Annotated in this window: 21 protein-coding genes; 6 read left to right on the forward strand and 15 right to left on the reverse strand. The window is 51.0% G+C overall.

Annotated elements, in window-relative coordinates; genetic code table 11:
• From F7B33_RS05785 to F7B33_RS05800, 4 genes are all read right to left on the reverse strand, one after another.
• Positions 1 to 1,479, reverse strand: a 1,479-nt coding sequence (locus tag F7B33_RS05785; RefSeq protein ID WP_297073711.1) for a helical backbone metal receptor, incomplete at its 3' end; no start/stop codon positions are given.
• 80 nt (positions 1,480 to 1,559) lie between these two features.
• Positions 1,560 to 2,126 (reverse strand): CBS domain-containing protein, encoded by a 567-nt coding sequence (locus tag F7B33_RS05790; protein ID WP_297062402.1) that lies wholly within the window; start codon positions 2,124 to 2,126, stop codon positions 1,560 to 1,562.
• 254 nt (positions 2,127 to 2,380) lie between these two features.
• The gene (locus tag F7B33_RS05795; RefSeq protein WP_297062400.1) at positions 2,381 to 3,247 is read right to left on the reverse strand and encodes a DMT family transporter; all 867 of its coding nucleotides are present in this window, start codon (positions 3,245 to 3,247) and stop codon (positions 2,381 to 2,383) included.
• A gap of 160 nt (positions 3,248 to 3,407) precedes the next feature.
• Positions 3,408 to 5,081 carry a hypothetical protein gene (locus tag F7B33_RS05800; protein WP_297073713.1) on the reverse strand — a complete coding sequence of 558 codons (1,674 nt, stop codon included), beginning with the start codon at positions 5,079 to 5,081 and terminating at the stop codon, positions 3,408 to 3,410.
• A gap of 116 nt (positions 5,082 to 5,197) precedes the next feature.
• Here F7B33_RS05800 and F7B33_RS05805 point away from each other — a divergent pair, with 116 nt between their 5' ends.
• Positions 5,198 to 6,661, forward strand: a complete 1,464-nt coding sequence (locus F7B33_RS05805) for a DHH family phosphoesterase (RefSeq protein ID WP_297062442.1) — start codon at positions 5,198 to 5,200, stop codon at positions 6,659 to 6,661.
• On the opposite strand, the gene F7B33_RS05810 is transcribed toward F7B33_RS05805, so the two are convergent.
• Genes F7B33_RS05810 through F7B33_RS05830 form a run of 5 tightly spaced genes read right to left on the reverse strand, consistent with a single transcriptional unit; the run spans position 6,658 to position 9,276 of the window.
• Positions 6,658 to 6,867, reverse strand: coding sequence for a PRC-barrel domain-containing protein (locus F7B33_RS05810; protein ID WP_297062441.1), 210 nt, complete (start codon positions 6,865 to 6,867; stop codon positions 6,658 to 6,660). The two genes, F7B33_RS05805 and F7B33_RS05810, sit on opposite strands and share 4 nt — an antisense overlap.
• Before the next feature lie 34 nt (positions 6,868 to 6,901).
• On the reverse strand, positions 6,902 to 7,447 hold the full coding sequence (locus F7B33_RS05815) for a hypothetical protein (protein WP_297062398.1): 546 nt from the start codon (positions 7,445 to 7,447) through the stop codon (positions 6,902 to 6,904).
• Positions 7,444 to 8,079, reverse strand: coding sequence for a CTP-dependent riboflavin kinase (locus F7B33_RS05820; RefSeq protein WP_297062397.1), 636 nt, complete (start codon positions 8,077 to 8,079; stop codon positions 7,444 to 7,446). The genes F7B33_RS05815 and F7B33_RS05820 overlap by 4 nt, the downstream gene beginning before the upstream one ends.
• Positions 8,076 to 8,663, reverse strand: coding sequence for an endonuclease V (locus tag F7B33_RS05825; RefSeq protein ID WP_297062395.1), 588 nt, complete (start codon positions 8,661 to 8,663; stop codon positions 8,076 to 8,078). The genes F7B33_RS05820 and F7B33_RS05825 overlap by 4 nt, the downstream gene beginning before the upstream one ends.
• Positions 8,656 to 9,276 carry a haloacid dehalogenase gene (locus tag F7B33_RS05830; RefSeq protein WP_297073717.1) on the reverse strand — a complete coding sequence of 207 codons (621 nt, stop codon included), beginning with the start codon at positions 9,274 to 9,276 and terminating at the stop codon, positions 8,656 to 8,658. Before F7B33_RS05830 ends, F7B33_RS05825 begins: the two co-directional genes overlap by 8 nt.
• A 322-nt stretch (positions 9,277 to 9,598) precedes the next feature.
• On the opposite strand from F7B33_RS05830, the gene F7B33_RS05835 reads away from it, so the two are divergent.
• The gene (locus F7B33_RS05835; RefSeq protein ID WP_297062393.1) at positions 9,599 to 10,816 is read left to right on the forward strand and encodes a methionine adenosyltransferase; all 1,218 of its coding nucleotides are present in this window, start codon (positions 9,599 to 9,601) and stop codon (positions 10,814 to 10,816) included.
• Positions 10,817 to 10,856: 40 nt separating this feature from the next.
• Here the strand turns inward: F7B33_RS05835 and F7B33_RS05840 are convergent, their stop codons facing one another.
• Positions 10,857 to 11,072: a hypothetical protein gene (locus F7B33_RS05840; RefSeq protein ID WP_297062392.1), complete on the reverse strand. Its 216-nt coding sequence runs from the start codon at positions 11,070 to 11,072 to the stop codon at positions 10,857 to 10,859.
• Positions 11,073 to 11,200: 128 nt separating this feature from the next.
• Here F7B33_RS05840 and F7B33_RS05845 point away from each other — a divergent pair, with 128 nt between their 5' ends.
• Positions 11,201 to 11,857, forward strand: coding sequence for a metallophosphoesterase (locus F7B33_RS05845; protein ID WP_297073720.1), 657 nt, complete (start codon positions 11,201 to 11,203; stop codon positions 11,855 to 11,857).
• Between the two features lies 1 nt (position 11,858).
• Here F7B33_RS05845 and F7B33_RS05850 read toward each other — a convergent pair whose 3' ends face one another.
• Together F7B33_RS05850 and F7B33_RS05855 are read right to left on the reverse strand one after the other, a co-directional pair.
• A complete protein-coding gene (locus tag F7B33_RS05850) occupies positions 11,859 to 13,028 on the reverse strand; it encodes a pyridoxal phosphate-dependent aminotransferase (protein WP_297073740.1) in 1,170 nt (389 codons plus the stop codon).
• 5 nt (positions 13,029 to 13,033) lie between these two features.
• Positions 13,034 to 13,288, reverse strand: a complete 255-nt coding sequence (locus F7B33_RS05855; protein WP_297062390.1) for a hypothetical protein — start codon at positions 13,286 to 13,288, stop codon at positions 13,034 to 13,036.
• A gap of 15 nt (positions 13,289 to 13,303) precedes the next feature.
• Here F7B33_RS05855 and serK point away from each other — a divergent pair, with 15 nt between their 5' ends.
• The 3 genes from serK to F7B33_RS05870 all read left to right on the forward strand — a co-directional run bounded on the left by serK (position 13,304) and on the right by F7B33_RS05870 (position 15,332).
• Positions 13,304 to 14,032 (forward strand): L-serine kinase SerK, encoded by a 729-nt coding sequence (gene serK / locus F7B33_RS05860; RefSeq protein WP_297062389.1) that lies wholly within the window; start codon positions 13,304 to 13,306, stop codon positions 14,030 to 14,032.
• Positions 14,033 to 14,196: 164 nt separating this feature from the next.
• Positions 14,197 to 14,628, forward strand: a complete 432-nt coding sequence (locus F7B33_RS05865) for a DUF835 domain-containing protein (RefSeq protein WP_297073722.1) — start codon at positions 14,197 to 14,199, stop codon at positions 14,626 to 14,628.
• 41 nt (positions 14,629 to 14,669) lie between these two features.
• Entirely contained in the window at positions 14,670 to 15,332 is a 663-nt protein-coding gene (locus tag F7B33_RS05870; RefSeq protein WP_297062438.1) for an HAD family hydrolase, read from the forward strand.
• Here the strand turns inward: F7B33_RS05870 and F7B33_RS05875 are convergent.
• The 3 genes from F7B33_RS05875 to lonB form a co-directional block, all read right to left on the reverse strand.
• On the reverse strand, positions 15,316 to 16,656 hold the full coding sequence (locus F7B33_RS05875; protein WP_297073723.1) for a SufD family Fe-S cluster assembly protein: 1,341 nt from the start codon (positions 16,654 to 16,656) through the stop codon (positions 15,316 to 15,318). The two genes, F7B33_RS05870 and F7B33_RS05875, sit on opposite strands and share 17 nt — an antisense overlap.
• Entirely contained in the window at positions 16,653 to 17,393 is a 741-nt protein-coding gene (gene sufC, locus F7B33_RS05880) for a Fe-S cluster assembly ATPase SufC (RefSeq protein WP_297073725.1), read from the reverse strand. The genes F7B33_RS05875 and sufC overlap by 4 nt, the downstream gene beginning before the upstream one ends.
• Positions 17,394 to 17,509: 116 nt before the next feature.
• Positions 17,510 to 19,414, reverse strand: a complete 1,905-nt coding sequence (gene lonB / locus F7B33_RS05885) for an ATP-dependent protease LonB (protein ID WP_297062437.1) — start codon at positions 19,412 to 19,414, stop codon at positions 17,510 to 17,512.
• Positions 19,415 to 19,518: the final 104 nt, after the last annotated feature.

Below are 19,518 nucleotides of genomic sequence, written 5' to 3' on the forward strand. Positions count from 1 at the left end.
GAGATACATAACACTCGGCCTGCTCTGGTTGGAGACAAGGCCCTCAATGTAGCTTATCTGTGCCTTCATCTCGGCTATTACCATCGAAGCCTGTTCTTCCCTGTTGAGGACCTTTCCGATTAACTCAATTTGTTTGTATATTCCCTCGATGCTCTTCGGGTTGACGATTACAACCGGCGCTATCTTTTCCAGACTTTCAAGGAAACCCTTCTTGTAAAATACCGCGTTGTCCGCTATGATGAGGTCGGGCTTGAGCTTGGCAATCTCTTCGAGGTTGGCATAGGCTCCGTAGCCACCGACCTTAGTTATGTTCCTCACCGCTGGGGGCCAGTCTGCATATTTCGTGACCCCAACGAGCTTGTCTCCGGCCCCGAGATAGAATATAGTCTCAGTAATGCTCGGGGCGAGTGAAACGACCCTCTGGGGCTCCTTTGGGATTGTGACGGTTCTGTTGGCCATGTCCTTTATTGTGAGCGGATACTTGGTCTTGAAGGCATCCGGGTGAAGGAGCTTTGCCATAATCTCTATTCCCTTTATTATCCTTGGGCTCGGATGAATTAGGTCGTTCTCGTTTTCAATCATGTAAACGTGGCCCTCTTTAACGGCGTTGGTTCCTGCAAAGAGCTTGTAGGCCTCTTCAATTGTCATCCCACAGTGGGGCGTCAGGATTATAACATCGGGGTTCTTTGCTATGACCTCCTCAGCACTGACCTGTGGCCATCCCTTGGTATCGTTGAAGATGTTAGCCCCTCCGGCTATCGTGATAACGTCGTTGATAAAGGTGTTTTTGCCCGCGGTCATGAGGGGCTTGCTCCAGGTTACGAAGAAGACTTTGACCTTTGGCTGGTTCTTCGTGAGTTCCTTTATTGCATTTACCTTTGCGTTAAACTCGTCAATGACTTCCTTCGCCTTGTTCTCCCTGTTGAAGATTTTTCCGAGGAGCTCTATTGCCTGAGGAATCTGGTCGATGCCCTGTGGGGCTATTATAACAACCGGCGCTATCTTTTCTAGACTTTCAAGGAAGCCCTTCTTGTAAAATACCGCGTTATCCGCTATGATGAGGTCAGGTTTTAGCTCCGCTATCTTTTCAAGGCTCGCGTAGGCACCGTAGCCTCCAACAGAGGTGATTTTCCTGGCCTCGGGAGGCCAGTCCTCGTAACCTGTGACTCCAACGACCTTGTCGAGGAGTCCCAGATAATACAGGTCCTCGGTTATGCTGGGGGCGAGTGAAACAATGCGCTTTGGTTCTTCTTTTATTGTTACTGTTCTGTTTGCAAAGTCCTTAACCGTTATCGGATAGTAGCTCTTTTCCATCTGTGTTGAACTTGAGCTCGTGGCTGGGCTCGTTGTTGAAGAGTTGGCTGGGGAAGTCGTTGGTGATGAACTTTTCGTGGGGGTAGTTGAATTTGAGGCTATACATCCGGTTGCTATAACAGCCCCCATCAGGAGCAAAACAACAAGCACCGCTGTTTTTTTCATGGTTACCACCTGGATGTTTTGTCCGGATTAAATGTCCAGAGATGTTGAGAAGAAGGGGTTTTTAAAGTTGGTGGGAAAAGTTAGGTTTTACCTACCCTGAAGAGGTCAACCCGGGTTATTATTCCAACAATTTTCCCCTCCCTGTTCTGGACGAGGACAGCCGGGTTGTCCTCAAGGAGATACTTGACAACTTCCAAATCTTCCTCCTCATTAACGATAGGGAACGGTTCTTCCATTATTTCCATAACCTTTTGGTCGTAAATGTCCTCGTACTCAAGGCTCTGTCTAACGAGTGTTCGCTCCGTTACCGAACCAACCACCTTGTTTCCGGAAACGACGGGAATCTGAGAGATGTTGTGCTCGTTCATCAGCCTGATGACCGTTTCCACCTTCTCGTAGGGCTTGACTGAGATTACCGGAGAGGACATAACGTCCCTCGCCCTTGGCTGAGCCTTTTTACATTCAAGAAGGGCCTGGAGGATTCTGTTCAGCGTTGAGAGCCTCGGGTCAACTTTGCCAGCTTCGAGCTTCGCTATGTACGCTTGAGTAACCCCTGCCTTCTTTGCGAGCTCCTCCTGGGTTATGCCGAGCTCCTTTCGAATCCGCCTGATTTCCCTGGGGTCGATGGGCCGGGGGATAACCACCATAAATAACCACCAGTTATTAAACCGGTCTTGGAGTTATAAACCTTCCTCAGAAGGGCGTCGAATTGTGGGCCGGGCACAGAGGCCCGCGGTCATTAATCGCGCGGGTGGATGCTCCCGGCCCTGTGGGCTCGGCGTGAGCACGCTCCGCTCATCGAACCCGACTACCTCGCGGAGGCGGGAATACCGAGCCCGTGCGAGGGGGTATTGTCCCCTCGCTGTCGGCGATGAGAAATAATGAGATGAACCTTAAAAGTTTAGCCCACTGAGATAAGAACGACACCTACGACAGCTAGGGTTAGACCCTCAAATATCCTTGCATTTGGCTTCTCCTTGAGGATAAGAACGGCCAGTAGGGATGCTATTATTGGGTTTATCGCTGAAACCGGTGCCGCTATTGGCGAACCGACGAGGGAAACCGAATACACGAATAGATACTGCCCGAGGATTAGGCCTAGGACGGCGGCGCCCGCCAGGGTCATGGCTTCCCTTCTGCTTATCTGAATCACCTCGCCACCGTACCTCGGGAGAAAGACCGAAATTCCCATGGCCGCGAAGACCATCCTGACGCCTGCAAGCTGAAGGGAAGGTATGCTCCTCGTAAGGTAGTCCATGAGGGTTATGGCGATGCTCCAAGAGATTGGGGCGATGAATGCAAAGATGAAACCGAGCCTGTCGGCGTGCTCCTCTTCCTCCGCCTTCTTGACAACGATGATTGCTAGGACGACGAGAACGGCACCAATAATCACGTGGGGCTTGACCCTTTTGCCCAGAAAGAGGATTGCCCAAAGAATCGCCCAGAGGGGATATGTTGATGTTATTGGGACTGTTCTTGAGACGCCCATCCTTTTCAGGGCGTTGAAGTAGAAGTAATCGCCTATAACGAAGCCGAACTGTGCTGAGATAAAGGCTAGGAGGAGGAGTCCTGCCGGAAGTTTAAAAACGGTCAGGTTTCCAGTCAGGGCAAAAATTATGAGGAAGGATGTTGAGGCAACGTAAAGCCTGAAGATGTTTGCCCCAATTGGTGACAGCTTTCTAAGGCCTAATCTGACCAGTATCGTAGCCGAGGCCCAAGAAAATGCCGATGCAAGCGCCAATATGACTCCAATGATTAACGTTTGCATGGTCTCCACTCGGGGAGGAATCCTTAAAAAATTAGCGCTTTAGCGTTTAGATGAAGGTATGAAAAAAGAACTTAACCGTCCCAGTGAACCACCTACGATGATGACCTCGGCAGTGCTGACGAAAGGATGATGACGATCTTGAGTGCTGAAAAGAGAAAGGTCAGCGGAGGATGACGTTTATCCTCCTTGGCCTTATTGACACGCTGTATTCACCTGAGATATCGCGGATGATTCTGTTTATTGTCTCGGTGATGTCTTTCTTTATCCTGTCGTCCGATACCCCGGAGTAGGCTCCGAAGAGGCCCCCGACGCTCTCCTTGACGAACGAGGCCTCTATATCAACGTAAACCGTCGAACCCTGAATCTCGTGGTTGAGCTTGAGCCACTTGAAGGTGACCCTCGGAATGAGCTTCAGCTCCGCGTGAACCCTGTTCTTTAATGCTTCTATGGCCGGCTCGATTCTGCTCTTCAGTAGGGTTTCCTCGGCTTCCTTCTTCTTCTCTTCGGTTAAGGGGGCGAGTTCATCTATGCCTGCTTCTTTTAAAAGTCTCTCGACTTCCTTTTCAAGTAAATCTTTCTTGGCGAGTATCTCCGCGGCTTTTCCACTTGTTACAGTCTTCGTTACTCGTGTGGGTCTCTGGAAGACTTTCTCTACGAGTTCCACTTCAATGTTGTGAACTGTTATATAGCGTTTTATCGAGCTTGAGAGCTCCTTGGCATGCCTGTTGAGGATTGTCCTAATCGTCCTTTCGGTCGTTGCCTTGTCAAAGGGCCCCTCGACTGCGATGAAAAGGTTTATCTCAAGTTCTCTCCTGCCCTTTATGTCAAAGTATGCCTTTGTAACCTTCATTCCAGCGGCCTCAAGCTCCTTGATAACAGTCCTTGCAAAGTTGCTGAAATAGGGCCAGACATCTTCGAGAACTGAAAGCTGAATCCTTCCATCCTTTGTAACCGCCCCTGTCTTTTTCTTATCCTTCTCCACTATTTCCTGAGGTCTGGCTTCCTCACCGTTGAGAACAACGCTTATGTCCCTGAGAATAGGCTTGTATTCTGCCTCCCTCAGGATTATCGGAGCGTATTTGCTGACTATGTGGAACAGCCTTTTCTCCGCTATTTCGCGACTCCGTTTGTCGGCACTTCCAGAGCTTCCGTAAACATGGACGTTTAGGTAAACGACGCCCTCTCCAACGTTGGCGTCGAACTCTATTCTGTTTATGGAGACCCCCTTTATTTTCTCGGCCTCCTTTATGACGCTCTCCGCATACTTACGGAAGGCCTCTTCAGGGATTCTACCCCCCGTGAAGTTGACCACGACTTCCGGCTTTTCTGTCACCTCGGATGCGGATTTGGTCACGGAGGGGGCAAGTTTCTCCTCGACCTTTGACCTTACCTCGGGCTGTTCCCGGACAGGAACAGGGGTTGGAGTCTCTATCTTTGACGGCTCCGAGGTTCCTCCGGAGAACAGCTCTTCAAGGGGTATTTTCGGCGTCTCAGAGTAAACGTCAAGGTTCTCGGCTATCGAGAGCTTCATTTCAATCTCATCTAGGGAATAAACGTCTACAACCATGGGCTTTCCGAGAAGGGACTTTAGGAGCTTTACAGCATCCTCACCAATCAGCGTCTGCTTATTGTCAACCACCAGACATTCTACGGCGAGAATCTTTGAACTGTCAAAGAGCACCGTTATGTAGTACTTGGCGCTCCTGTCCTTTGCAAATATTTTGAGAAATGCTCCCTTCCCCTGACTAAGGGCTTTTTTGATTAGCTCATTGAACTCCCCAGCGGACGTTACTACGACGTTCTCGACGAGCGGTGCCTTGTCCGGTAACTGCATCCCCACCACCATTAGCTATATATATCTCTATTCGCTTAAAGAACTCGAAGGAATTCACGGTTTAGTATATCGGAGCCCCTATTTAAACATTGTTGTGCAGAAAGTGGGTGATGCCAATGAGAATCCTCGTACTCGGTGGAGGGGCCCTTGGCCGGTCTATAGCCGAGGCCCTCAGGGGAGAGTTTGAGGTAGTCATCGTTGAAAAGGATGAAATAAGGGTTCGTGCCCTGGAGGAGAGTGGCTTTCACGTTGTTCAGGGTGATTTCTCCTACACAGCCACACTGCTCAAAGCTGGGATTGAGAAGTCCGAGCTGGTAATAATAACGACGATGAACATTGAGACCATCAAGAAAACCGTTTACGTCATCAGAACCAACAACAGAGAGGTTCCAATTCTAACGGTTCTGCCCGATGACACAAGCTTAGATGAGCTGACCGAGAGCATAAAGGAGAGCTTTGAGGCAGATATCAAGGTGGACTATGCTGTTTCACCAAGGAGTGCCCTAAGGGATGCCCTCATAGGAATGGTCAAGCACATCGGAGAGCGGAAGAACGTCAACCTCCTCGTAAAGAAGCTTCGTGAACTAAAAAAAGATGGGGATTCCCTTCTTATCGTTATGCACGACAATCCGGATCCGGACTCACTCGCCAGTGCCGCCGCACTGAGCCTTATAGCCCAGACCCTCGGCCTCAAGACCAAGATAGTCCACGGGGGCGAGATTACCCACCACGAGAACAGGGCCTTCGTGAACCTCCTCGGAATCGAGGTCGCTCGTGTCTCAAGGGGCTCCTACGAGCTGAAGAGATATCCCTTCATAGCCCTGGTTGATTGTCAGCCGAATGGAAACCTGACGATACTCGATAGCTCGGATTATGATAAGATTAAAATTGTTATCGACCATCATCAGGTTCTCCAGCACCTCTCCGATGTCCTTCCTGATGACGCCTTCCTCGATATAAGGCCCGATGTTAATTCAGCCTCGTCCATCCTCGTTGAGTACCTCAAGGGTCTCAATATAACCGTTTCGCCGTCTCTCGCGACTGCCCTTTTCTATGGTATATACATAGACACAAAGAAATTCTCGAAGCTGAGCCCCGTCGATTTGAAGGCAATAGAATTTTTAGCCGGTAAGGTTGACTACGAGCTCCTTGATAAGATTGAGCACCCAGATATAAGTACTGAAACCGCTGAAATCCTCGCGAGGGCCATAATGCACAGGAGGATGTACAAGAACGTCATAATAAGCAACGTGGGTTTCATAACCAACCGCGATGCCCTCGCAGAAGCGGCGGACTTCCTTCTCAGGCTGGAGGGCATAACGACCGTTCTCGTCTTTGGAATTGTTGACGACAAAATCGAGATTTCAGCGAGGACAAGGGACGTTAGGGTTAACATCGGTGTCATCATGAAGGAGGCCTTTGGAGAACTCGGCTCCGGTGGTGGTCATGCAAGGGCTGGAGGGGCCAGAATACCCCTTGGGATTTTCAAGCTCGCCAAGGACAAGAACTCCCTCCTTAAGCTCGTAGAGGAAGCGGTCACAGAAAGGTTCTTGGAAGCATTAAAGGTGAAAGAAGGTTAATCCTCCTTCGCCTTAACAAGGACTATGTCCCCTATGGCAGTAACACGGTCGTAGGGAACTCCAACCTTTTCTCCTGGCAAAACAAGCGCGAGTACCTTTCCTTTTCCCCTGTCAATCTCGATTAATACCTCATCAACATAACCGACGTAGTAACCTTTCGTATTGTAAATCTGCTTGCCGTAGAGCTTTGAAAGCCTCATCACCATTCCAATCACCGCCTTAGGTTATCAATGAGCATATTTAAGCGTTGCTACTTTCTTTTTTGCCAAAGTTCCTAAACTTCTCGAAACCCCACCTGCCGAGCGCCCCAAAGAATATGAGAGTCATGGCGCTTCCCGTGAAGATGAGTATCGATGTAACCCCATGCTCAACGGACTGGAGAGAAGCATAGTTCTTCAGGAGGAGAAGGGTTGTAGTGGTTCCCCCGAGGTAAGTTGCGGGGCTTATAAGCGCGTCGGTGAAGTTTGTTGGTTTTACTAAGAGACTCGCTCCGAGAACAATTCCAAGCATGATGTTGGCAAATCGGGCGTCTATCCCTCTATAGACCCACCATAATGCGAGAATAAGCGTCATTGCGATTCCTAAGAGAAAGGAAACAGACGATGTCCTGAAGTTCCACTCCTCATCGGCCTTAACCCCAAGGAGGGCCCCTATGATAAGCCCAACGTAAATACCATAAGCGAAGAGCTGGTTCTCGTAGGGCCCGTATGCAAGAACGGCAAGTAAAAACCCAAAGAACGCGCCCGTCCCTGCGAAGGTAAGTATGGCACCGACGTTTACTCTCATTCTACCACCTCAATCCTAATTCTATCCCCATCACGGAGACCGAGTTTTTCCCTCAGCTTAACGGGGGCAACTATTTCAGCTATCTTTGGTGGATGGACGGTTCTGGAGGGTATCACTATAGCCCCCTCTATCGAGTCAATCCTCACGCGATAGGCTTTAACATCTCCAAATGTTCTGCCCTCCCTTGTGAACCCCGGGATTATGACCGGCCTCGCGTTGCAAAGGGCATCGAAAACGGTCTTCGGGAAGAGAACTCGAACGTTTAGGGTTCCCGGATATGGCTCAAAGCTGAGGTATTCTCTTATCAGGGGGGCGTACTGTTTGACGTAATAAGCTCCCTCACCGAGGCCTGAGACGACTTCGCCTATTATCACCCCGGTGGAAAGTGCCCTTGAAATCTCGTCGCAGAGCTCCCTTAGAAAGCCTGCCCCCTCGGGTGTTATCTCAACGAAAGTCCTTTTGCCCTCCACGAGCCTGTTTATGAGTCCTTCTTCTTCCATCTCCCCGAGGAGTCTAAGGATGGTCTGGGGGGAAACGTTAAGTTCGTTTGCGAGCTCCCTAACGGTTACGCGAACCTTCTTTCCCACTGCTCCCCTGTCGGCAAGCAAAACCAAGAGCTTGATTTTCTTCATCGGTTGCACCTCTTCGAGAGCTTATCGGCGAGCTTGAGGGGTTTTGGATATCCTTCATCGTTTAGTATCTTAACTATCTCAACTGCTGAGGTCAAGTCTATCAGATGTCCGACGCTTACATAAGCTTTTCCTACCCGTCTGTACAGCTTAGGTGAAACCCCTCGCAGAGGTTTCTTTGCCACACCGATGACGGGCTTTCCTATGAGAAGTCCTATGTGTGAGGCCAGACCATAGCCTCTCGGGTGGGCTTTTCCGTGTCCCTCCACCAGTAAAACGTCGAAGTTAGCGTTTCCAACCACGAGCAGGACTGGCATCGTCTCCCGGAGAAAGAAGTAGGTTGGAACGTAGGGAAACCCAATCTGCGTTTTGGCAGTTCTCGTTTCAAGCACCTCGCATTCTGGAAAGGTGCACACCACGAGGGCCGAGACTGCCGTGTCCCCCTTATAGGAAACGTCAACGGCACCTACGGTTTTGACGTCTCCCCTTCTCACAGGCCTCTCAGCTATCCTTTTCGAGAGCTCTCCCTGAACCTCGGTAATTTTTTTGAGTTTTTCCCGAATTATGTAATTGCTTAATTCAACCATTGTTTAATACCTTCTCAAGCTTTTCCTCAAGGCTTCTGTTGAGCTTTGCCCTAACCAAATCTTCAAGGGTTCGCTCAAGGACATAGCGCGCCTGGTCCTGCTTCTGCCTGACGTTTACGAGGCCCTTTGGATACTCAAGCGTTATGAAGGCGTTGTAGACTCTCTCCATTTCGCGGTAGACTCGTTCTGCCTTTTCAATGTCTCCCTCTAGGAGTCTGTGAAGGAAATACCTCCTGAGCTCGCCGATGAAGTCCCCAATACCCAGGGCGTAATCGGCGTGGGGAACGCCCAGCTCTTCCGGAGACGGATACGGTTGGCCCTCAACGTAGCTGAGGAGAAGTGACGCCTCAACGAACTCTTGGTGAGCGGTCTGAACGTAGCCGGAGTAGTAGAGGTCGAGGTGGTTTTTCAGCATCTCCCTGAGCTTTTCTACCTTCTCTCTAGTCTCCTTCCAGCGCTCCTTTGCAAGCTCCAGCTCTCTTCTATGTATCGCTTTAACAGTGTCTCCGCTGAACCTGACGATTTCCCTCGTGAGTTTGAGGGCCTCCTCCCTCAGGGAATCTTTCTCATCCAGAACGCTCCTTATGGCTTCTATAATCTCCTCCATCTTCATGCTCCCACCGGGAAAGGTTGGAGAAACGCCTTAAAAATGTGGGCTTGGCTATCCCCCACCGTCATCGAAGGCATCGCCACCCTCAGGCGGTCCGGAGGCCAAGCCCTGTCCGCCCGGCATCGTCTTACCCGTTCATCGGAGGCTCAGCCCACTCTCGGGCCCGGGCCACCGGGCGGGACCGTCGTAGAAAATTATTCGAGGAATATTTTAAGACTTTCGAAGTTCATAACCAGTAGGAATGTTAGTTTTCCTAATTCATGCCGAAAATTATATAAGAGCTCCGCCGAAGCGAGCCTTGCTAAAGGAAAAGGTGGTGACGCTCATGGCCGAGAAGGTTAGGAACATCGTCGTTGAGGAGCTTGTAAGGACTCCGGTTGAGATGCAGAAGGTTGAACTCGTTGAAAGAAAGGGTATAGGTCACCCGGACAGCATTGCCGACGGCATCGCCGAGGCAGTCAGCAGAGCCCTTAGCAGGGAGTACATTAAGAGATACGGCATAATCCTCCACCACAACACGGACCAGGTTGAGGTCGTTGGCGGTAGGGCCTACCCACAGTTCGGCGGTGGAGAGGTCATAAAACCGATTTACATCCTCCTCTCCGGAAGGGCAGTTGAGATGGTTGACAGGGAGTTCTTCCCGGTTCACGAGGTAGCTATAAAGGCCGCAAAGGACTATCTCAGGAAGGCCGTTAGGCACCTCGACATCGAGAACCACGTTGTCATCGATTCACGCATTGGACAGGGAAGTGTTGACCTAGTTGGTGTTTTCAACAAGGCCAAGGAGAACCCGATTCCGCTCGCGAACGATACCTCCTTTGGTGTCGGCTACGCTCCACTCAGCGAAACAGAAAAGATAGTCCTCGAGACCGAGAAAGCCCTCAACAGCGACGACTTCAAGAAGGAGTGGCCGGCCGTCGGCGAGGACATCAAGGTCATGGGTCTCAGGAGGGGGGATGAGATTGACCTCACAATAGCGGCCGCCATAGTGGACAGTGAGGTTGAAAACCCTGACGAGTATATGGCAGTTAAGGAGGCCATCTACCAGAAGGCCAAGGAGATAGTCGAGGCACACACTGAGAGACCTACAAAGATATACGTGAACACTGCCGATGACCCGAAGAACGGAATCTACTACATAACCGTCACAGGAACGAGCGCGGAAGCCGGAGACGACGGTAGCGTTGGTAGGGGCAACCGCGTCAACGGTCTTATCACCCCGAATAGGCACATGAGTATGGAAGCAGCGGCCGGAAAGAACCCTGTCAGCCACGTCGGCAAGATATACAACCTCCTGGCTATGCTCATAGCCAACGACATAGCCGAGCAGGTCGAGGGAGTTGAAGAGGTCTACGTGAGGATTCTGAGCCAGATAGGTAAGCCAATTGACGAGCCCCTCGTTGCCAGCGTCCAGATAATCCCAAAGAAGGGCTACTCAATCGACGTTCTCCAGAAGCCTGCCTATGAGATTGCCGATGAGTGGCTGGCCAACATAACTAAGATACAGAAACTGATTCTTGAGGACAAGCTCAACGTCTTCTGAGTTTTTCTTTTCAACCTTTCTTTTCAAAAGTTTGGAAAGTTTAGAAAGCGGAAGAATTCTGCCTGAGAGCCCTTAAAAGCTTGGCCTCCTCGGCCATGAGGGCAAACTTCTCGCTCTTAACCTTCGCGAGCTTTACCGCGACGTCTTTCTTCTGCTTGGCCATCCTGACGAGCCTCGCCTCTTCGAGAACGAGGAGCTCCTTCCTCTTTTTAACAACCTCAAGCCTCCTCTGGAGGATTGACTTGACCCTCTCCATAATATCACCTAATCTCTTAGGGGAACCTAAACCTTATAAGGTTTTCGGTAAACGTTAAAGTCATCTTCGTTAATCGACGAAGCAAAACCTTAAGCGCACCAGTCGTTCCCAGTTACGGAGGTGGTAGGGTGAAGATCCTCACCGTTACAGACATCCACGGTAACTCGAACACTGTTAGTGAACTCACGGAACTTCTGGAATCTGAGAGGCCCGAGGTTGTCCTAATAGCGGGGGACATAACCCACTTCTCAGGAGCCGAAACCGCCAGGAAAATCCTTGAACCCCTCCTGAAACCGGGCGTTCCAATTCTAGCGGTTCACGGTAACTGTGACGGTAGGGACGTTCCCGAACTGCTCGATGAACTCGGTATTGGCATTCACGACAAGAGGGTTGAAATCTATGGCGTTGGTTTCATCGGCCTTGGGGGCTCAAACATAACCCCGTTCAACACGGTCTGGGAGCTCACCGAGGACGAGATTATGAAAATCCTCGAGAGAAACTATCACCCAGGGGATATTGTTCTCTCTCACGTGCCGCCGAAGGATACCAAAGCCGATAGAATTCATTCGGGCCTCCACGTTGGAAGCAAAGCTCTGAGGGAGTTCATTGAGAGGAACCAGCCACCCTTAGTCGTTACCGGGCACATACACGAAGCCAGAAGCGTTGACAGGGTCGGAGAAACGGTCATCGTTAATCCCGGCCCGCTTTTCAGGGGTTACTATGCTATTGTTGAGCTCGATGAGGTGACAAAAAAGGTGGAAAACGTGGAGCTCAGGGAACTATAGCTCAGACCAGCTTTTTCTCCTTCAAAACTTTCTCCATTCTGTCCATAGCTTCCTCGAGCTTCTCGTAGGCCGTTGCATAGCTTATCCTGATGTAGCCCTCACCGGCCTTTCCGAAGGCCGAACCTGGAACGACGGCAACCCTTGCCTCCCTTAGCATTAGCTCGCTGAATTCCTTGTCGGTGAGGCCCGTCTCTCTAATGCGCGGGAAGATGTAGAAGGCTCCCTTCGGTTTAACGGTCGGTAGGCCCATCTCGTTCAGCCTTTTCCACACGAGGTTCCTCCTCCTGTCGTACTCTCTGCGCATCTCCTGTACGGCCTTCCAGCTCCTCTCATCTTCGAGGGCTTTCGCCGCGGCGTACTGGACAAAGGTGACAGGACAGGTGGCGTTGTACATCTGGAAGCGGGTCATCTTTTCGATAATCCACGACGGGGCCGCTACAAAGCCGAGACGCCAGCCGGTCATGGCGAAGGTCTTTGAGAAGCCGTTTATTGTTATCGTCCTCTCGAACATGCCGTTGAGCGAAGCGATACTGTGGTTCTTAACGCCATCATAAACAAAGTGCTCGTAAACCTCGTCGCTTAACACTATGAGGTCGTGCTCGACCGCGAAGTCCGCTATTTCCTCTAGGTCCCTCCTGGTGAGAACGGCCCCTGTCGGGTTGTTGGGGGTGTTTATTATGAGCGCACGGGTCTTTTTGGTAAAGTGCTTCTCCAAATCGTCAACGCTTAGGCGGAACTCGTTTTCTTCATATGTTGGTACCTCAACAGGCTTCCCGCCCGCGAGGATGACTGCTGGAGCGTAACTCACGAACATCGGGGAAGGTATCAGAACCTCTTCCCCGTCCTTCAGAAAGGTTGCCAGCCCCATGAGGAAGGCCTGGTTTGCCCCGACGAGAACCATTATCTCGCTCTTCGGGTCCGCCTCGATGTCGTTCTGCTCCTTGAGCTTTCTCGCTATGGCCTCACGGAGCATAGGAAGGCCTGCGTTCGGGCCGTAGTGGGTGTAGCCTTTATCGAGGGCCTCCTTGGCGTACTCTTTTATATGCCCCGGTGTGTCGAAGTCAGGCTCACCTATTCCGAGTGAGATTACATCCTCCATGCCGGCGGCCAAATCAAAGAGCTTCCTTATCTCAGAAGGGTTAACCAGCTCAAGTCTGTCGCTCAGCGCCATGAACATCACCGCCCCTTCTTCTCACGGATGTTTATAACCTTACCTGGACGAAAAGATGGACATCGAAGTGCTTTTATGGGCTTCACAGCATCATCATGCTCCACCTCCGCGACGCTTTTGGGCGAACCGTTTCTGGATTTGGTCCCCTCTTCTGTAGATTTTTCGGGGATTTTCCCCGAGTACTTATCAAAATCAACGAAACCGGTGGGGTTTTCAATGGAAAGCCTTTTTATTACACGATTCGATATCCATCTGCACACACAGGGGGGTTGAGAATGGGAGTTGAGAAGGTTCCGAAGTATAACATCCCGACCGTTAAGGTTGACTACGTCTTTATTGAGCTCGACAAGATGAAGCCCCATGAACAGCTCGTTCAGAAGGAGCTTGAGGCCTTCATAGAGAGCGTCACGGGTAGCGGAATCTTCTGGAAACCCATGCTTCTGGCCAAGATTCCCGGGACGGATGAGTACCTCATCGTTGATGGTCACCACCGCTGGGCCGGTCTTCAGAAGCTTGGAGCGAAGAGGGCCCCCTCCGTTATTCTTGACTACTTCAGCGATGACGTAAAGGTCTATACGTGGTATCCCGCATTTAAGGGTGACCTCAACGAGGTTATCAAGAGACTCAAAAAGGAGGGCCTTGAGGTCGTTGAAGACCCCAACGCTGAAGAAAAGGCCGAGCGCGGCGAGATAGCTTTCGCCCTCGTCGGCGAGAAGGTTTTTGCCATACCTGGTGGTCTTGAAGAACAGAAGAAGGTAAGCAAAGTACTCGACGAGATGAGCGTTGAAGGGAAGATAGAGCTCATCTACTACGGCCTCAAAGAGGATGCAAGGGAAGATATGGCAAGGGGCGAAATCGACTACGTCTTCATCAGAAAGGCTCCAACAAAGGAGGATGTCATGGAACTCGTCAGGCGTGGCGAAGTTTACTCGCCCAAGACAACGAGGCACGTCCTGCCTTTCAACCCGGACAAGATTGACGTTAAACTTGAGGAGCTCTTCTGAACTCCGCTATGTTTTTAAGCTTTATTTCCTTTATTTCTAAGCTCCGATGACGATGGATTAACCGGCTGAAATGTGATGACATCGGCCTTGACCGAGGGCACCTACATATCAACTTACAAAAAAAGGATATAAACTCCGGCATCCAAAGTGATGGTGGTGAGAAGATGCTGAAGGCACTCGCTCCCCTCCTTGCGGGGGCCATCATTGATAGAACCCGGTCATCCAGTTTTAAGATAGTTCGTTCGCTCAAAGAAATACCCGAGGAGAGAGCCGTTGTTATAGGAAGGGCGGGCGAGAGAGTTCCTCCTAGCTGGGAGCTAATCACCGTTAGTGCCGCGAGGGGCTTCTTCGGACCGAGGGAGTTGCACCGAGTTCTTGAGGGCATAGTGGCGAGCCTTAAAAACGACCCTGATAGGGCAATTGTTATAGCCTGCCCTGAGTACCTTGCGCTCCACAACGGTTTTAGGGCCCTGATAAAATTTCTCAACGACGTGAGGGACTACTCCATTCTCTTCGGCGGGAGGGTTTACCTCGTCACCGATGAGCTCGCTTGGGACCCGAGGGAGTTCGCCCTTCTGAAGAGGCTTGAGGATTAGGCCTTTAAACCAACTCCCCTCTAAAGCCTTTGGGGATAACAATGCTTCGAGGTCTAATCTTCGACGTTGACGAGACTCTTGTTTACTATGAGGGTTATGACCTGAGGCGCTGGTATGAGGAAGTTGGAAGACCCGCGATGGAGAAGCTAGGCGTTGTTCTCGACTGGGAAACTTTTAGGCGGATTGTTAAGGGTGAGCTTTCTCGAACCTACGTCGAGAGGTTTGGGATAGACCACGTGGAGTTCTGGAAGGCAATGGATAGGGCCAACAGGATTTACCGCGAGAACCTCTTGAGGGCAGGCAGGATTAGGCCGTTCTCAGACGTTGATGCTTTAAGGGAGCTGAAGAACATGGACCTGAAGCTTGCCGCCGTCAGCAACGCATCTCAGGACAACACGGAGCTGGTTTTAAGGGCTTTTGGCCTTGATAAATACTTTGACATAATCCTTGGAAAGGACTACAGCTACCTCGATGGCGTTAAGCCGAATCCCTACCTTATTAAGAAGGCCCTACGGTCATTGAACCTGAAGCCGGAAGAGGTCATGATAGTGGGAGACAGCTCCAACGACGTACTCGCCGGAAAGAGGGCAGGTATAAAGACGGTAAACATCGTCCGCTTTGAAAAGGTTCCTGGGGCAGACTACTACGTCAATGACCTATGGGAGCTGGTTAAAATAGTTAGGGGGCTCACATGCCCCCGCTGACGGCAAGCTCGATTATCTTCCTTATCTCGACCAGGAACTCCATTGGAATATCCTTGAGCATTGGTTCAAGGAAGCCCTTGACGATGAGCTGTGTGGCCTTCTCCTCGTCGAGTCCCCTCGACATAAGGTAGAAGAGCTCCTCCTCGCGTATCTTGCCTATCGCAGCTTCGTGGCTCAGCTCGGCGTCGTCCACCTTGCTGACAAGTCCTGGGTAAGTCTCCATTACCGCTTTGTCGCTCATCAGTAAAGCGTCACAGCTTATGTGCCCCTTGGTCTTCGGTGCCTCTGCCGTTATTACCCCGCGCGTTATGACCTTACTCTCGTCCATTATCACGGCCTTGCTCGCGTTTATGCCCGATGCCCCCTTTCCTTGGAGGAACATCCTGCCCCCGAGGTCAATGTAGTAGTCCTTCTGACCAAGGAGAATTCCATTGAGCTCGACGTAGCCGTTCTCGTCAACCCAGTAGCGCGGGTCGCCGATGTTGCTCTTCCCAGAGCCGAGGGTAACGGTCGTGTTGATGAAGCGCGCGTTCTTTCCTATCTTCGCCCTCGTCATTGGTCTGGTGTGGACGTATTCCGGCCAGTTCTGTAAGACCGTGAGCTGGCCCCTGGCATTCTCGTGGAAATACGCCTCCGTCATGTCGAGGTGGAGTGAGTGTTTTAGAAGGACCGGCGAGGTACACCCCTCAATTAGGTGGAACTCGGTGTTTTTCTCGGCTATTATGATTATGTGTGGTGCCTGAGCTAAAGCGCTCTCCTGAATTAAGAAGAACAGGTGAAGCGGGAACGGAACCTTTAGTCCTTCCTTGACGTATAGGAATATTCCACCATTCCAGATGGCAGTATGGTATGCTGTCAGCTTGCTTTCATCAACACGGAAGAGCCTGAGGAAGTGCTGTTTCACTATATCAGGGTATTTCTTAACAGCTTCTTCCATTGGAAGGACTATAAGGCCCTTCTTGGCCCAGTCCTTAAGGAACTGGTTGTATATAACGCCTGTATCGGTCTGGACGGCCAGTCCCGCCAGATATTTCTGCTCTACCTCGTCTATGCCGAGTCTGTCCAGGAGAGCCTTCATCTCCGGTGGTAAGTCGTCGAGGCTCTCTATCTTCTCAGGTATGCCTTCAACCTCGGGCTTTGCTATAAACTGGAGGAGCTGTTCTTCACTTATTATCGGGTCACTGTGGGGGGCCTTTTCAAAGGCTTCCAAGCCCTTGTACCTTATCCTCGTCATCCATTTCGGCTCTCTGTTCCTCTTCGCGAGTTCTTCAATCTGGTTCTCGATTATGGCCTTTGCATCGCTCAGGGTTATCGTTTCGGTCATGCTCCCACCTCCTCGAATATCTTTCCAAATCCTTCCCTGTCAATCCTGTCAACCAGTTCACCGCTCCCCGTCTTCACTATCCTACCGCCCTTCATTACGTGGACCGTAAGCTTTTCCCTGTCAAGGTGACCGAGGATTCTGCCGTAGTGAGTGATGAGCAGTATTGCAGTCCCCTTTCTGTGGAGCTCCTCAATCTTCCTGCTTATCACACTCAGGGAGTCAACATCAACACCGCTGTCCGGCTCGTCTAAGATGAGAAGTTTCGGCTCGATGAGAAGAGCTTGAAGGAGTTCGAGCCTCTTCCTCTCTCCTCCTGAAAAGCCAACGTTGACGTAGCGGTGTAAATCCTCTTCCTTGAACCACAGCTCCTTGGCTTTCTCGACAATCAGGTCGTAGGCCTTTACTGAATCCATGCCCTTGAGCTCTACCAGAACCTGCTGGAGGAACTCGATTACCTTGACTCCTTCAACCTCGGGCGGAACCTGGAAGGCTAAAAGAATGCCCTTCCTTGCCCTCTCGTCCGGGCTGAGCTCCTGTATCTCTTCGCCATCGAAGAGTATTCTGCCCTTGGTAACTTCGTACTTTGGATGACCCGCTATAGTCAAAGCCAGCGTGGACTTTCCAGACCCGTTGGGCCCCATTATGACGTGGAATTCTCCGGGTTTGATCTCAAGGTTAACTCCCTTCAGTATCCCCTTGTCCTCGACCGAAACGTGAAGGTTCTCAACTTTGAGCATTAGCTCACCTCCATGGGTAACGTAGATGGGACGTTTTTTAAGCATTACTGGACACAGATGGGAATTTAAAACAGAAAAACTCCGGGTTGGAGTTGCAGGACAATAAAAGATAAAACTCAGTGGCCAATGGGGAGAGTCTCACGAATCTTCCTGAGGAGTTCCTCCTTGGCAGGTGAGTCCTCAAGGGCTATCTCAAGAACCTCGTCAATCCTCTCCACAGGATAAATCTCTATCTTCTCGGCCTTGTCCGGGCTCAGGAAGACGTCCTTCTCGTTGGCCTTGGGGATAATGACCTTCTTTATACCTGCCTCTATGGCCGCTTCAATCTTCGGGGTTGCGCCTCCTATTGGAAGGACCTCCCCACGGACGCTCAGCGAGCCTGTCATAGCAACATCCTGCCTTATCGGGATGTTCTCGAGGGCCGAGATGACGGCAGTGGCAACGCTTATGCTGGCGGAGTCTCCTTCAACACCTTCATAAGTCTGAAGGAACTGGACGTGGATGTCGTACCTACTTATGTCCTCGCCCTTGTAGCGCTTGATTATAGCCGAGACGTTCTGTACTGCTTCCTTCGCTATTTCTCCGAGCTTTCCAGTGACGATTATCTTTCCTTCCTCTTTGCTCGCGGCGGGAGCAACTACCGCCTCTATCGGGAGGACTATACCGCTCTCCTCACCTATAACGGCCAAGCCGTTGACGCGACCGATTTCGCTTCCCTCCGTTTTGATTACTTGGTATTCCTTCTTTCTCTCGATGTACCAGTCAGCAAGCTGTTTTTCGAGGGGCTTAGCTAGTTTTAGGGCCTCCAGAACGTCCTCTCTCTCGACTATTTTCTTGCCCTTCTTTATTGCTATATCACCCGCGGCCCTTACGATACCTCCAAGATCCCTCAGGCGAAGCGTGAGGTGGCCTTTTCTTCCCGCCCTTTTCTGGGCCTCCCTAACGATTTCCTCAACGGCTTCTCTGGTGAAGTGAGGAATCTTGCCGTCACGCTTTACCTCCTGAGCAACGAACTGGACAAGCTTTCTCCTGTTTTCTATTGTGTCGGGCATGGTTGTGCGCATGTAGACCTCGTAACCGTAACCCCTAATCCTTGAACGTAAAGCGGGGTGCATCTTGTCTATCGTGTCAAGGTTTCCAGCTGCGACGAGAATGAAGTCACATGGGACCGGCTCGGTCCTCACCATGGCACCACTCGACAGTTCGCTCTGGCCTGTTATTGGGAACTTCTTCTCCTGCATAGCGGTAAGGAGGCTCTGTTGCATTTTCAGGCTCAGCGTAGCTATCTCGTCTATGAAGAGAACGCCCTTGTGGGCGCGGTGTATCATTCCCGGCTCAACACGCTCGTGAGCCGGTGTCCCAAGGCCACCGGACTGGAACGGGTCGTGTCTGACGTCTCCGAGCAGTGCACCTGCATGGGCTCCAGTCGCGTCTATGAAGGGTGCCTTTGTCCTACCACAGTTGTCAACGAGTAGCTTTGGAACAAGGACGGTGTTCCTGAAGCGCATGTTGGAGAGGGCCATCATGGTGAGGATTATGACAAAGATTCCCATTAGGAGCGTCGTTGCTGTAAACTGGAGGAAGAGGGCGAACATAACGGTGAACATGACGAAGAGCAGTATGTAGGATTTGACGTTCTCCTGAGTCTTTGCCTTTTCCCTGTACTTTTCGACTATCCTCCTGCCCTGGCAGGCTGGAACGGTCTTTACCTTTGGCATGTTCTCGTCCTCTGGATTCGGGAAGACGAGGATGTCCTCGAGGTTTTCAGTTGGTAGAAGCTCCGCCATGGCCTGACCAAGCATTGACTTACCGGTTCCCGGTTCGCCTATGAGAAGGACGTGCCTTCTCTGTGTCGCGGCAGTTTTTATGACCTCAACGGCATGATCCTGCCCGATGACTTGGTCTATGAGCTTCTCAGGAACCTTTATCTCTTCCGTTGTTTGAAACTCGACTCCAAGGTCGAGTTTTTCTCCATACTCGCGCGGAAAGGGTTTTTCCTTAACCATCTCCTCCTCGCCCATCTCCTTTCCCTCTTTCATCTCTAAGACCGAATGAACGGGTCGATTTATAACCTTTTTTCAAGGTGAAGAAAAAGATAAAAGCATTGAAGGAGACCTCAAAAACA

Origin of the sequence: Thermococcus sp. (assembly GCF_015523185.1) — an archaeon.
In the GTDB taxonomy this organism is placed as follows: Archaea; Methanobacteriota_B; Thermococci; order Thermococcales; family Thermococcaceae; genus Thermococcus.